The organism is Streptomyces sp. NPDC047117 (assembly GCF_040643545.1).
In the GTDB taxonomy this organism is placed as follows: Bacteria; Actinomycetota; Actinomycetes; order Streptomycetales; family Streptomycetaceae; genus Streptomyces.
Genome location: NZ_JBEYUN010000022.1, coordinates 1 through 12532, shown reverse-complemented (window position 1 = coordinate 12532; position 12532 = coordinate 1). Strand labels below are relative to the sequence as shown.

Sequence of the window (12532 nt, the reverse complement as noted above, 5' to 3'; positions counted from 1 at the left end):
GGACGGTGTCGACCGGGCCCGGGCGGCGCGGCCCGGAAGGCAGGAGACCGTAAAGCTGATGACGGAACGACCCGACCCAGGCCCACAGCTTGAGGGATCGCCGCAACGCACACCCAACCGCAGACTCGCCGCGCTGATCGCCGAGGCGGGTTTCTCCAATGCCGGTCTGGCCCGCCGGGTGGACCAGCTGGGGCTGGAACACGGGCTCGACCTGCGCTACGACAAGACATCGGTGACCAGATGGCTGCGCGGCCAGCAGCCACGCGGCACCACCCCCGCGCTGATCGCCGAGGTGTTCACCCGCCGCCTCGGACGCCGGCTGTCGGCACAGGACCTGGGACTGGACGCCTGCGCACCCGTGTACGCAGGGCTGGAGTTCGCCGCGACCCCCACCGAAGCGGTGGACATCGTCAGCGGCCTGTGGCGCAAGGACTCCGGCAGCCACGCCGAACTGCGGAAGATCGCGTTCACCCCGGCCGGTCTGGTCGTCCCCAGCCGCGACTGGCTCATCGGCCGCGCCGACGAACGCGTCGCGCGCGGCGAACCGGTCCCCGAGGCCGGGCTGCCCGGACCGGCCGGGCAGCCCCGGGTGCCCGCGCAGATCCGCGCCGGAGTGCCCCGGCAGCGCCGCCCCGACCGTACGGAGCGCCCGGACCCGGCGCACGGCTACCGCGTGTCCGGCGGCGACATCGCCGCCCTGCGCTCGGTCGGCGAGCTCTTCAGGACGCTGGACCACGCCTACGGAGGCGGCCACGCACGCCAGGCCCTCGTGCGCTACCTGGAGCACGAGGCCGAGCCCATGCTGCGCGGCTCGTACAGCGAGGCCACCGGACGGCGGCTCTTCTCCGCCACCTCCGACCTCACCCGGCTCGCCGGCTGGACCTCGTACGACATCACCGCCCACGGACTCGCGCAGCGCTACTTCGTGCAGGCGCTCCGGCTGGCCCAGGCGGCGGGCGACCGCGCCTACGGGAGCTATGTCCTCATCACGATGAGCCGCCAGGCGGTGTACCTGGGCCACGGCCGGGAGGCGGTCCAGCTCGCCCGCGTGGCCCAGCAGGGCATCGGCAGCGGGCCGCCGCCCCTGGTGCAGACGCTGTTGCACGCCGCCGAGGCCCGCGGCCACGCCGTACTGGGCGAGGTACGCGCCTGCACCGCCTCCCTGGCCCGCGCCGAACGGGCCCTGGAGGCCGCGCGGCCCGGGGACGAGGTGCCGCACTGGGCACGCCTCTTCGACGAAGCGCAGCTCGCGGACGAATTCGGGCACTGCCACCGCGACCTCCAGCAGTACCGCGCGGCGGCCCAGCACGCCGAACGCTCACTGCAGCTCCGCGGCGCCGGCTACGCCCGCAGCCGGCTGCTCTGCCGCATCGTCCTGGCGACCGCCCGGCTCGGCCTCGGCGAACTGGAACAGGCGTGCACGCTGGGCGCGGAGGCCGCCGTACAGGCCGCGGAGATGCGTTCCGTACGGGTGCATGAGTACGTACGGGACTTCGAACGCAGACTGGAGCCGTACCGGGACGCCGCAGCCGTACGCGGCTACCGGGACAAGGTGACCGCGCTGGGTTGAGTACCGGGTCGCCGCCCGGCGCGGGAGGGCCCGGGGCGCGGCGGGGCGGGACCGCGGCGTGGCCCCGGGCGCGGACCGGGAAGCGGGGCCGGCGGGCAGGAAAGCGGGGCCGGAACGGCGAGGGTGCCGTCCCGGCCCCGCCGCGTGAGGGCCGGGCTGGGGCCGACGGGGGCCGGGCCTGTGGGCGGTGGCCGGGCTTCGGCGGGGCCGGGCTGTGCCGCGGACCGGGCTTCGGCGGTGGCCGGACGCCGGACGCCGGATGCCGGGCACTGGTGGCTCTCAGGCGGCGTCGAACAGGGTGGGGGCGGAGTCGTCCGCCATCGCCATCCCGAAGTCCTGCAGCAGCGCGCGGGCGGCCCGGCGGCCTGAATGCAGCGCGCCCTGGACGGTGCCGGTGTCGCGATGGTCGCCGCAGACGTACAGCCCGGCCAGTACGCGTACCGGCCGCAGCGGATCGTGCGGCGCGGGCATGGCCGGCACGGCGTACGGATCGTGGTGCGCGGCGAGCAGCCGCCAGCCGTCGGTCGTCGTGCCGTACAACCGCTCCAGCTGCGGGCGGACCGTCTTGTCGAGCGCTCCGGCCGGCAGCGTCGCGGCGGAGCCGAGCACCGCCGTGGTGATCAGCGACCGGCCGGGCGGCGTGCGCGAGGGATCGACCGCGCTCGCGACGTAGCTGTACGCCACCGGTCCGTCCGTCGGCAGGAACAGCGTCGCGTCCTGCGCCTGTGGATAACTCAGGGCGCTGTCGGCGGTGTGGTGCAACATGGTCACCGGATGGAATTCGGGGACCCGGAGCCCCGGCAGCAGCTCCGCGGCATCGCGGGCCCCCGTGGCCACGAGCGCCGCGCGGCACCGGAGTTGACGCTGATCGGAGGTGGTGACGAGCGTCGTGGAGACGGAGACGGCACGGACGGACGTGCGCACGGTGCCCGGCGGCAGCGAGGCGGCGAGCAGCTCGGGGACGCTCGCCGCACCTCCCGCCGGAAGACAGAGCCGCCCGGTCGCGAAGGCCTCGAGGGTGAGGGCCGCGCCGAGGCTGGATCCCTGCAGCGTGGGGTCGCCGAGCAGGGCGGTCAGCAGCGGCCGGAGCGCGGCCGCGCGGGGCGACAGGACATCGTGGACGGGCTGGTCGCGGCCCGGGGCCGGGGCGGTCCGCGCGGCTCGCTGCGCGCTCGGGGCAGTGCGCAGCGCCTGGAGCCGGGAGGAGCCGAGCGAGGGCAGCCGGGGGGCGCCGAGACCGAGTCCGGGGAGCCGGGATGCTCCCAGGGACGGCAGGCGGGCGGTGCCGAGCGGCCCCAGGTGGCCGAGCGTGCCGAGCGACCGTATGGGGCCCAGCTGCCCGAGGGTGGGCAGGCGGGGCGTGATGAGTGAGGGGAGACGGGAGGCCGCGCTCTGCGGTGCTCTGGAGGAGGGCAGGCGGGGGCCGGGGAGCGAGGGGATACGGACGCCGGAGCGCGGCGCGGGGCGTGCGGAGGCGCGCGAAAGGGCGCGCGCGGTGGAGAGTGCGACCCTCGTGCTCCGTACGGCGCCGATGCGTTGTGCGCGACGCCCGTTGTGCAGGCAGATACCGGGGGCGAAGGGCCGCAGTGAGAGGTCGCCGAGGGCCGGGGTGCCGCTCAGCTCCGGATAGGAGGTGACCAGCAACTGGCTGCCGTGGTCCAGGCGGTAGCCGTCCAGCTGCTCGGTGGTGGCGCGGCCACCGACGCGGTCGGCGGCCTCCAGGACGGCGACCGTGGCGCCGGCGCGGGTGAGGTGGTGCGCGGCGGCCAGTCCGGCCACTCCACCACCGATGATGACGACGTCCACGGTGTCCGGCGGAGGCGCCGGCTGGGGCGAGGGGGTTCGGGAAGCGGGGGTGCGCGGCACGTGTCCCTCCCAGGGTCGGCCGGGGTTTCGGCCCACGTCTCATGCCCTTCGCGAGCCTCCCTGATACCCACCCCCGCACCCGGACCGACGCACACGGGGTCGCACGCCGCCCATGCACCCCGCGCGTGCCAGAGGCAACCCGCACAACAACCCAAAAGACCAACACGAAGGGGGGCGGGGGAGGGGGGGAGGGGGCCCCACCAGAGGGGCCGCCTCACCACCCGCCCGGCCCCAGCCCCCGCACCAGCCCGTGCCCCGGCCCCAGCTCCCACCCCGACTCCGGCCCAGGGCCCCGGCCCCCCGAGGGCCCCGGCGCCGCTCCGCCCCGCCTTCCTCCCGCCCCGAGTTACTGCTTCGGCCTCAGTCGCGCTCGGCTGCTCTGATGGCTGAGGTGATGGTGGGGTGGGTGAAGGTGAAGCCGGAGTCCTGGAGGCGGGTGGGGACGACGCGCTGGCTCTGGAGGACGTCCTCGGCGAACTCGCCGAGGGCCAGGCGGAGTGCCTGGGGCGGGACGGTGAAGAGGGTGGGGCGGCGCAGGACCTTGCCCATGGCGGCCGTCGCCTCGCGGTTGGTGACGGGCTCGGGTGCGGTGAGGTTCACCGGGCCGGACAGTGTGGCGTCGTCGATGAGGTGGCGGAGGGCGCGGATGTGGTCGTGGAGGGAGATGAACGACCAGTACTGGCTGCCGTTCCCGAGCCGGCCGCCGAGCCCGGCCTTGAAGATCGGGAAGAGGCGGCCCCAGGCGCCGCCGGAGCGCGAGACGACCAGGCCGGTGCGGGCGAAGGCGGTACGGATCCCGGCCTCGACGGCAGGCTCCGCCGCGGCCTCCCAGTCGACGCAGACCCCGGCGAGGAAGCCGTCGCCGGGCGGGGCGTCCTCGTCGACGCGCTGCGACCCGGTGTCGCCGTAGTAGCCGATCGCGCTGCCGCACACGAAGGAGCGCGGCGGGGTGTCGAGGGAGGCGAGGGCGTCGGCGATCGCGGCCGTGCCCAGGACCCGGCTGTCGCGGATCTGCTTCTTGTACGCGGCAGTCCAGCGGTGGTCCCCGACGCCGGCGCCGGCGAGGTGCACGACGGAGTCGCAGCCCGCGAGCGACGCGGTGTCGACGGTCTGGCGTTCGGGGTCCCAGGCGACTTCGTCCGTGGCGCGTGGTGCGCGCCGGACGAGGCGCAGCACTTCGTGCCCGTCCGCGCGCAGTGATTGCAGGAGCGCCGTGCCGATGAGACCGGTCGAGCCGGTGATCGCGATCCGCATGGTCCCCATACTGCCGGTCGTGACGGGTGCGTGGCACAGTGACCCGCATGCCCGAGCTGATCGTACGTACCGCCGTGCCCGCCGACGAGGCAGCGCTGGGGGCCCTGGACCGGCGTACCTGGTCGCCGCTGCACTCCGTCCAGCCGCGGCCGGAGCCGCCGTACGACCCGTTCTTCGACGCCTGGCACGTGCCGGACGACTTCCTGGTGGCGGTGGCGGACGGGCGGATCGCGGGCTATCTGCGCCTGGTGCGGCCGACGCCGCTGGACTGCAATGCCCATGTGCGGCAGATACAGGGGCTGGCGGTGGACGACCGGGTGCGCGGGCGCGGGGTGGCCCGCGCGCTGCTGGCCGCGGCGGTCGACCGGGCGGTGGCGGAGGGCGCGGAGCGGATGACGCTGCGGGTGCTGGGGCACAACGCGCCGGCCCGGCGGCTGTACGAGTCGGCGGGGTTCCGGGTGGAGGGCGTGCTGCCGGGGGAGTTCCGGCTGGAGGGACAGTACGTGGACGACGTGCTGATGGGGCGGAGTCTGGATGGGGGTCGGGATGGGGATGGGGTGGAGGTGGGCGGCTGAGGGGCGGGGGATCACGGGCCACGGGCCGTGGGCCACCGTCAGCACCGGCCGTGCCCCGAGTCAGGGCCGAAGCGGCCCGGGCGTGCGGTTGAGGTCCACCGGCCGCCCAACCACCGGCCGCGTCCTCACCACGACGTGTCGCGGAAGCGTTCCCAGAGGGCGGGGAAGCGTTCCTCCAGGGCGGCGTCGTCCTCGAAGTCGATCACGGTGCCGAGCGGTTCCCGGGGGGCGGGGGCGATGCCGAGGTCGGGCATCACGGCGCCGGTGAGGCGCTCGTACGCCTCGTCCGCCGCGTACCCCAGGTCCTCGGCGTCGCCGTCCTCCTCCTCGTCGAACTCCGGGAGCAGGTCGGCGAGCCGGTCGGGGTCGTGCAGCGCGCCCTCGAAGACCTCGCGGCCCTGGCCGATGAGCCAGCAGCGGAAGTAGTCGAAGGCGTCGTCGCTCGCGCCGTCCAGCAGGATGGCGGCGGCGGCCCACAGGTCCCAGGAGTAGGCGCGGTTGTAGCGGGCCTCGAAGTGCCGGGCGAAGTCGATCACGGCGTCGGGGTCGCGCCGCATCAGCCGCTCGACCAGCAGATCGGCCTGTTCCTCGGGGTCGCCCTCGGCGGCCTCGCGGGAGTCGTCGATGAGCTCCCAGAACTCCGTCTCGTCCATCACAGGGTCCAGCATCCAGCCTGCCGCCCGGCGACGCACGCGGAGCGCGGGCATCCGTCCGGGTCGTTACCGACACGGAATTCCACGGAAAACCGGACAGGAGGTGACGGGATGCGGTGCGAAAGTCGCGTCACGCGAAGGAAAGAGGGAGCAGAAGTGGGCGCAAAAGCGACGGGGAGCAGCGGCACGGCGGCGGAGGCCACGGGGACCACCGCGGAGGCCACCGGCGTCACCGCGGAGGCCACCGGCGGTACGGCGGCAGGATCCGGGGCGCTGGCCGGCAAGGTGGCGCTGGTCGCCGGGGCCACCCGCGGCGCGGGCCGGGCGATGGCCGTGGAGCTGGGGCGGGCCGGCGCGGTCGTCTACGTCACCGGGCGTACGACACGGGATCACGTCAGCGAGGTGGGCCGGGCCACCGAGACGATCGAGGGCACGGCGGAACTGGTGACCGAGGCCGGGGGGATTGGCATCGCCGTACCGGTCGACCATCTGGAGCCGGACCAGGTGCGCGCGCTGGTCGAACGGATCGAGCGGGACCACGGGCGGCTGGACGTGCTGGTCAACGACCTGTGGGGCGGTGACCGGCACGTCGAGTGGGACAAGAAGGCGTGGGAGCACGACCTCGACAAGGGGCTGCGGGTGCTGCGGCTCGGCGTCGAGAGCCACCTGATCACCAGCCGGTACGCGCTGCCGCTGCTGATCCGGCGGCGCGGCGGGCTGCTGGTGGAGGTCACGGACGGGACGGCCGAGTCCAACCGCGAGTACCGCAAGCCGCTCTACTACGACCTGGCGAAGAGCGCGCCGATCCGGATCGCGCAGGACCTCGGGGAGGAGCTGGCGGAGTACGGCTGCACGGCGCTCTGCCTCACGCCGGGGTGGCTGCGCTCGGAGGCGATGCTCGACACCTACTTCAAGGTGCCGGAGGAGAGCTGGCTGGACGGGTGCGCGCAGAATCCGCACTTCGCGATCTCGGAGTCGCCGGTGTTCGTGGGGCGTGCGCTGGCGGCCCTGGCCACCGATCCGGACGTGGCGCGGTGGAACGGGCAGTCGCTGTCCAGCGGCGGGCTGGCGGGGGAGTACGGCTTCACGGACGCGGACGGTTCGGCGCCGGACGCCTGGCGGTACATGAAGGAGGTGCAGGGGCCGGGGAAGCCGGCGGATGTGACGGGGTACCGGTAACCACCGGTCTCACGTCCCGTACAGCTCCGCCATGCGCCGGCCCGCCTCCGCGAAGCGGGCGCGCAGCTCCGGCGGGGCCAGGACCTCGGCCTCGGGACCGAGGCCGAGCAGCTGGGAGCAGGCGACGTCGGGGGACTCGACGGCGAGCGTGACGGTGATCCGTCCCTGGCCGTCGGGGTCCGGCGCCGCGTCGAGGGCCTCCCGGGCCGCCGCGCGGTCGGTGACGTGCGGCAGCCGGCGGGCGCCCGCGGGCGTGAGCCGTACGGTCACCTCGTCCCGCAGGATTGAGCGGGCGAACTGCGCGGCGCGCTCCTCCCAGAAGGCGGGCAGGTCGAAGTCCGGGTCGCGGACGAAGCGGTCGGCGCCGGCGGCGACGGAGCGGAAGCGGTCGACGCGGTAGACCCGGCAACGGGCCCCGTCGCGGCCACCGGCACCGGCACGGTCACCCGTACCGGCACTATCACCGGCACCGGCACGGCCGTCCGCCGCGTCGGCCGCGAGGTACCACACTCCCGCCTTCAGGACGAGTCCGTACGGCTTCAGGACACGGTCGACCTCGGTGCCCTTGCGGTCGTAACGGGCGGTCAGCACGCGGTCGTCCCACAGCGCCTCGGCGATCGTGGGCAGCAGCTCGGGGGTGCTCGGCTCCTGATACCAGCCGGGCGCGTCCAGGTGGAAGCGCTGCGCCGCGCCGGTCGCGGCGTCCCGCAGCTCGGGGAGGAGGGCGGCGGAGACCTTCAGGCGCGCGGCGGAGGCGGCGTCGGCCAGGCCCAGCTCGCGCAGCGCGGAGGGCACACCGGCGAGGAAGAGGGCCTCGGCCTCGCTGCGGCCCAGGCCGGTCAGGCGGGTGCGGTACCCGCCGATGAGGCGGTAGCCGCCGGTCCGGCCGCGGTCGGCGTAGACGGGGATGCCGGCCTCGGACAGGGAGAGGACGTCCCGGGCGACCGTGCGCTCCGAGACCTCCAGCTCGCGCGCCAGCTCGGCCCCCGTCATCGAGGACCGGGACTGGAGCAGCAGCACCATCTTGATCAGCCGGGCAGCACGCATGAGGTCATGATGCCGCCCGCCACCGACAACCGGGCCGCTGCCACTGACAACCGGTCCGCTGCCGCCGAGGGCGGGCAGCGGACCGGCCGGAAAAGGTTTCCCGTGCGGAGGTCCGGGCGCGGGTGGTTGCCTCCGCACGGGAGTCGGTGGGCGTACGGGCGCGTGGCCCGTACGCCGGGGGTGGCGCCGGGGCTCCCTCACGGCCCCGGCGCCCACCGGGAGGCACGGTCCCGGTGCTGACCGGAGCACTACGGCCCCGGCGTCCTGCGGGTACGGCACTCGGGCCGTACGGGGATACGGCTCACAGGCCGTACTTCTCGGCGGCCTCCTTGACCGTCTCCGCCTTGACCTCGCCGCGCCGGGAGAGCGCCGCGAGGACCTGGACGACGACGGACTGCGGGTCGACGCCGAAGTAGCGGCGGGCGGCCTCACGGGTGTCGGAGAGACCGAAGCCGTCGGTGCCGATGGAGACCCAGTCCTGCTCGACCCAGGGGGCGATCTGGTCGGGCACGGCCCGCATCCAGTCGCTGACCGCCACGACCGGACCCTCGGCGCCGGCCAGCGCGCGGGTCACGTACGGCACGCGGTCCTCGCCCTTGAAGCGGGCGGCGTCGCACTCCAGCGCGTCGCGGCGCAGCTCCGTCCAGGACGGCGCGGACCAGACGTCGGCCGCCACGTCCCACTCCTCGGCGAGCATCCGCTGCGCCTCGAGGGCCCAGTGGATCGCGGTGCCGGAGGCCAGCAGCTGGGTCTTCGGGGCCTTGTCGGTGGCGCCCTCGGCCTGCTTGAAGCGGTACAGGCCCTTGAGGATGCCCTCCTCCACGCCCTCGGGCATGGCCGGCTGCACCTTGGTCTCGTTGTAGACCGTCAGGTAGTAGAAGACGTCCTCCGCGTTCTCGCCGTACATCCGGCGGAGGCCTTCCTTGACGATCACCGCGACCTCGAAGGCGAACGCGGGGTCGTAGGAGAGCGCCGCCGGGTTGGTGGAGGCGATGAGGTGGGAGTGGCCGTCGGCGTGCTGGAGGCCCTCACCGGTCATCGTCGTACGGCCGGCGGTCGCGCCGATGACGAAACCGCGGCCGAGCTGGTCGGCGAGCGCCCAGAACTGGTCGGCGGTCCGCTGGAACCCGAACATCGAGTAGAAGATGTAGAACGGGATCATCGGCTCGCCGTGGGTGGCGTACGCCGTGGCCGCGGCGGTGAAGTCGGCGAGCGCGCCGGCCTCGGTGATGCCCTCGTTCAGGATCTGACCGTTCTTGGCCTCCTTGTAGTACAGGAGCTGGTCACGGTCGACCGGGTCGTAGTTCTGGCCCACGGGGGAGTACAGGCCGGCGCTCGGGAAGAGCGACTCCATACCGAAGGTACGGGCCTCGTCGGGCACGACGGGAACCCAGCGCTTGCCGGTCTCCTTGTCCCGCATCAGGTCCTTGACCAGGCGGACGAACGCCATCGTCGTGGCGATCTCCTGGCTGCCGGAGCCCTTCTTCAGCGCGTCGAACGCCTTCTCCGACGGCATCGGCAGCGGCTTCGGGGTGACCTTGCGCGCCGGAGCCGGGCCGTCGAGGGCGGTGCGGCGCTTGCGGAGGTACTCCATCTCGGGGGAGTCCTCGGCGGGGCGCCAGTACGGCACCAGCTTGTCGTCCAGCGCGCTGTCCGGGATGGGCAGCTCCAGGAGGTCCCGCATGGCGCGGAACTCCTCGCCGGTCAGCTTCTTCATCTGGTGGTTGGCGTTGCGGGACTCGAAGCCCGCGCCGAGGGTGTAGCCCTTGACGGTCTGCGCCAGGATGACGGTCGGCGCGCCCTTGTGCTCTACGGCGGCCTTGTACGCGGCGTAGACCTTGCGCGGCTCGTGGCCGGCGCGGGAGGTCTGGAACAGCTCGGTGATCTTGGCGTCGGACAGGCCCTGGCCGATGGCCTTCAGGGAGTCGTTCGCGCCGAAGAAGTGGTCGCGGATGTAGGCCGCGTCGCGGGTGGCGTACGTCTGGAACTGCGCGTCCGGGGTCTCCCGGAGGCGGCGGACCAGGGAGCCGTCGGCGTCCTGCGCGAAGACCTCGTCCCAGGCCTGGCCCCACAGGGATTTGATGACGTTCCAGCCGGCCGCGCGGAACTGGGCCTCCAGCTCCTGCACGATCTTGAAGTTCGGGCGGACCGGGCCGTCCAGGCGCTGCAGGTTGCAGTTGATGACGAAGGTGAGGTTGTCCAGACCCTCACGGCCCGCCAGCGCCAGTGCGGCGGTCGACTCGGGCTCGTCCATCTCGCCGTCGCCCAGGAACGCCCAGACGTGGGAGTTCGAGGTGTCCTTGATCTCGCGGTGCTCCAGGTAGCGGTTGAAGCGCGCCTGGTAGATCGCGGAGATCGGGCCGAGGCCCATGGAGACGGTGGGGAACTCCCACAGCCAGGGGAGGCGCCGCGGGTGCGGGTAGGAGGGCAGGCCCTCGCCGCCGGCCTCGCGGCGGAAGTGGTCGAGGTGGTCCTCGGTGAGCCGGCCTTCGAGGAAGGCGCGGGCGTAGATGCCGGGGGAGGCGTGGCCCTGGATGTAGAGCTGGTCGCCGGAGCCGTCACCCTCCTTGCCGCGGAAGAAGTGCTGGAAGCCGGTCTCGTAGAGCCAGGCCGCCGAGGCGAAGGTGGCGATGTGGCCGCCGAGGCCGTCCTTGGAGCCGCGCGTCACCATGGCCGCCGCGTTCCACCGGTTCCAGGCGGTGATGCGGGCCTCCATCGCCTCGTCACCGGGGAACTCCGGCTCGTCGGCGGTGGGGATGGTGTTGACGTACTCGGTCTCCAGCAGACCGGGGAGGGCGGATCCCTCGGACTGCGAGGCGTGCTCCAGAGCGCGGCGCATCAGGTAGTCCGCGCGCTGCGGGCCCGCTGCCTTGGTGACGGCGTCCAGCGACTCGCGCCACTCGGCCGTCTCCTGCGGGTCCCTGTCCGGGAGCTGGTCGAGCTGGCTGTACGCGGGGCGTACGGGATCGGGCATGGGTGGCCCCTTTCCGGACGGAGGGAGGGAGGGTGCGAGGTGGTGCTGGCAGGCAGGTGTCGCGCCCCGCTGACCGACGATACGCCCCTGATCGATGATCGATCAACGCTCACGGGCGGAAAAACCCCAGGTCGGCACGGGGTGTCGCCGATTCGGGCACCGCGTGCCAGGCTCAGATGAGCCCCCGGAGGCTCACTCCGGTACGTCCCTCAGCGTCCCCTCCGGACCCCTCCGGCGCCCCTCAGACGCGAGGTGCGCAGCTCAGGACGTGTGTCCGCAGGATTTCCCCGATCTTGGGGTCGCGCCGCCGGAACGCGTCGACGATCTCCTGGTGGTCCTGCGCGTGCGACCGGGGGTCGGGCGAGAACCAGCGGATCGACAGCGTCGTCCACACCTCCACGCCCAGCGACTCCCAGGTGTGCAGCAGCACACCGTTCTCCGCGGCCCGAATGATCTCACGGTGGAAGGCCACCGTGTGCCGCACCTGTGCCTCGCCGTCCGCCGCCGCGTCGGCCGTGGTGAGCGCCGCCACCTCGCGCTCCAGGGCCGCGGTGTCGTCCGCCAGCCGGCCGGCCGCCAGCTCCGCCGCGACCTGCTCCAGCCCCGCCCGGACGGGATAGCTCTCCTTGAGGTCGGCCGCGGTCAGGTTCCGCACGCGTACGCCCTTGTTCGGGGCCGACTCGATCAGCCGCAGGCTCTCCAGCTCGCGCAGGGCCTCCCGTACGGGCGTCTGGCTGACCTCCAGCTCCACCGCGATGCGCCGCTCGACGATCCGCTCGCCCGGCTGCCAGCGGCCGCTGACGATCCCCTCGAGGATGTGCTCGCGGATCTGCTCGCGCAGCGAGTGGATGACGGGTGGGGTCATGCGGGTGCTCCTTAGCGGCGGACGGGCCGGCGCACGGGACGGGCGGGCCAGCGTTTCATTATCTGCGGAAGCGCAACGGGGGACGGCCCCGGTTCGTACGAACCGGGGCCGTCCCCTTCGTCACACCTGCTGACGACCGGGCGGGATCAGAGACCGATCTCGGTCTCGAACTCGGCGGCCTCCAGGATCTGCTTGACCGTGGTCAGGTAGCGGGCGGCGTCCGCGCCGTCCACCAGACGGTGGTCGTAGGAGAGCGACAGGTACGTCATGTTGCGGACCGCGATGGTCTCGCCCAGCTCCGGGTGGTCCACGACCACCGGACGCTTGACGGTGGCGCCGATGCCCAGGATGGCGACCTGGTTCGGCGGCACGATGACGGTGTCGAACAGCGCACCGCGCGAGCCGGTGTTGCTGATCGTGAAGGACGCGCCCGACAGGTCGTCCGGGCTGATCTTGCTCTCGCGGACCTTGCCGGCCAGCTCGGCGGTCTTCTTCGCGATGCCCGCGATGTTCAGGTCGCCGGCGCCCTTGATGACCGGGGTCATCAGG

At 73.5% G+C, this 12532-nt stretch carries 10 protein-coding genes; 3 read left to right on the top strand and 7 right to left on the bottom strand.

Annotated elements, in window-relative coordinates:
• Positions 1–58 precede the first annotated feature (58 nt).
• Complete coding sequence (locus tag ABZ840_RS31900; protein WP_361565585.1) at positions 59–1570, top strand: regulator; 1512 nt, start codon at positions 59–61, stop codon at positions 1568–1570.
• Positions 1571–1849: 279 nt separating this feature from the next.
• Here the strand turns inward: ABZ840_RS31900 and ABZ840_RS31895 are convergent, their stop codons facing one another.
• The gene (locus tag ABZ840_RS31895) at positions 1850–3376 is read right to left on the bottom strand and encodes an NAD(P)/FAD-dependent oxidoreductase (protein ID WP_361565582.1); all 1527 of its coding nucleotides are present in this window, start codon (positions 3374–3376) and stop codon (positions 1850–1852) included.
• Between the two features lie 420 nt (positions 3377–3796).
• Entirely contained in the window at positions 3797–4699 is a 903-nt protein-coding gene (locus ABZ840_RS31890; RefSeq protein ID WP_361565580.1) for a TIGR01777 family oxidoreductase, read from the bottom strand.
• Between the two features lie 38 nt (positions 4700–4737).
• Here ABZ840_RS31890 and ABZ840_RS31885 point away from each other — a divergent pair, with 38 nt between their 5' ends.
• Entirely contained in the window at positions 4738–5265 is a 528-nt protein-coding gene (locus tag ABZ840_RS31885; protein ID WP_361565577.1) for a GNAT family N-acetyltransferase, read from the top strand.
• Between the two features lie 125 nt (positions 5266–5390).
• Here ABZ840_RS31885 and ABZ840_RS31880 read toward each other — a convergent pair whose 3' ends face one another.
• A complete protein-coding gene (locus tag ABZ840_RS31880; protein WP_361565847.1) occupies positions 5391–5918 on the bottom strand; it encodes a DUF4240 domain-containing protein in 528 nt (175 codons plus the stop codon).
• A gap of 273 nt (positions 5919–6191) precedes the next feature.
• On the opposite strand from ABZ840_RS31880, the gene ABZ840_RS31875 reads away from it, so the two are divergent.
• Positions 6192–7097 carry an SDR family oxidoreductase gene (locus tag ABZ840_RS31875; RefSeq protein WP_361565844.1) on the top strand — a complete coding sequence of 302 codons (906 nt, stop codon included), beginning with the start codon at positions 6192–6194 and terminating at the stop codon, positions 7095–7097.
• Positions 7098–7106: 9 nt separating this feature from the next.
• On the opposite strand, the gene ABZ840_RS31870 is transcribed toward ABZ840_RS31875, so the two are convergent.
• From ABZ840_RS31870 to ABZ840_RS31855, 4 genes are all read right to left on the bottom strand, one after another.
• Complete coding sequence (locus ABZ840_RS31870) at positions 7107–8144, bottom strand: WYL domain-containing protein (protein ID WP_361565574.1); 1038 nt, start codon at positions 8142–8144, stop codon at positions 7107–7109.
• A 301-nt stretch (positions 8145–8445) separates the two neighbouring features.
• Complete coding sequence (aceE, locus tag ABZ840_RS31865; protein WP_361565571.1) at positions 8446–11118, bottom strand: pyruvate dehydrogenase (acetyl-transferring), homodimeric type; 2673 nt, start codon at positions 11116–11118, stop codon at positions 8446–8448.
• 241 nt (positions 11119–11359) lie between these two features.
• The gene (locus tag ABZ840_RS31860) at positions 11360–11983 is read right to left on the bottom strand and encodes a GntR family transcriptional regulator (RefSeq protein ID WP_361565568.1); all 624 of its coding nucleotides are present in this window, start codon (positions 11981–11983) and stop codon (positions 11360–11362) included.
• A gap of 146 nt (positions 11984–12129) precedes the next feature.
• Positions 12130–12532 (bottom strand): 2-oxo acid dehydrogenase subunit E2 (locus tag ABZ840_RS31855; protein WP_361565565.1); only part of this gene is annotated, 403 nt, incomplete at its 5' end.

Excerpts from the sequence above, each read along its gene's own strand:
- aceE (WP_361565571.1), bottom strand. The coding sequence starts at position 11,118 with ATGCCCGATCCCGTACGCCCCGCGTACAGCCAGCTCGACCAGCTCCCG.
- ABZ840_RS31880 (WP_361565847.1), bottom strand. The coding sequence starts at position 5,918 with ATGGACGAGACGGAGTTCTGGGAGCTCATCGACGACTCCCGCGAGGCC.
- ABZ840_RS31900 (WP_361565585.1), top strand. The coding sequence starts at position 59 with ATGACGGAACGACCCGACCCAGGCCCACAGCTTGAGGGATCGCCGCAA.
- ABZ840_RS31890 (WP_361565580.1), bottom strand. The coding sequence starts at position 4,699 with ATGGGGACCATGCGGATCGCGATCACCGGCTCGACCGGTCTCATCGGC.
- ABZ840_RS31860 (WP_361565568.1), bottom strand. The coding sequence starts at position 11,983 with ATGACCCCACCCGTCATCCACTCGCTGCGCGAGCAGATCCGCGAGCAC.
- ABZ840_RS31885 (WP_361565577.1), top strand. The coding sequence starts at position 4,738 with ATGCCCGAGCTGATCGTACGTACCGCCGTGCCCGCCGACGAGGCAGCG.
- ABZ840_RS31870 (WP_361565574.1), bottom strand. The coding sequence starts at position 8,144 with ATGCGTGCTGCCCGGCTGATCAAGATGGTGCTGCTGCTCCAGTCCCGG.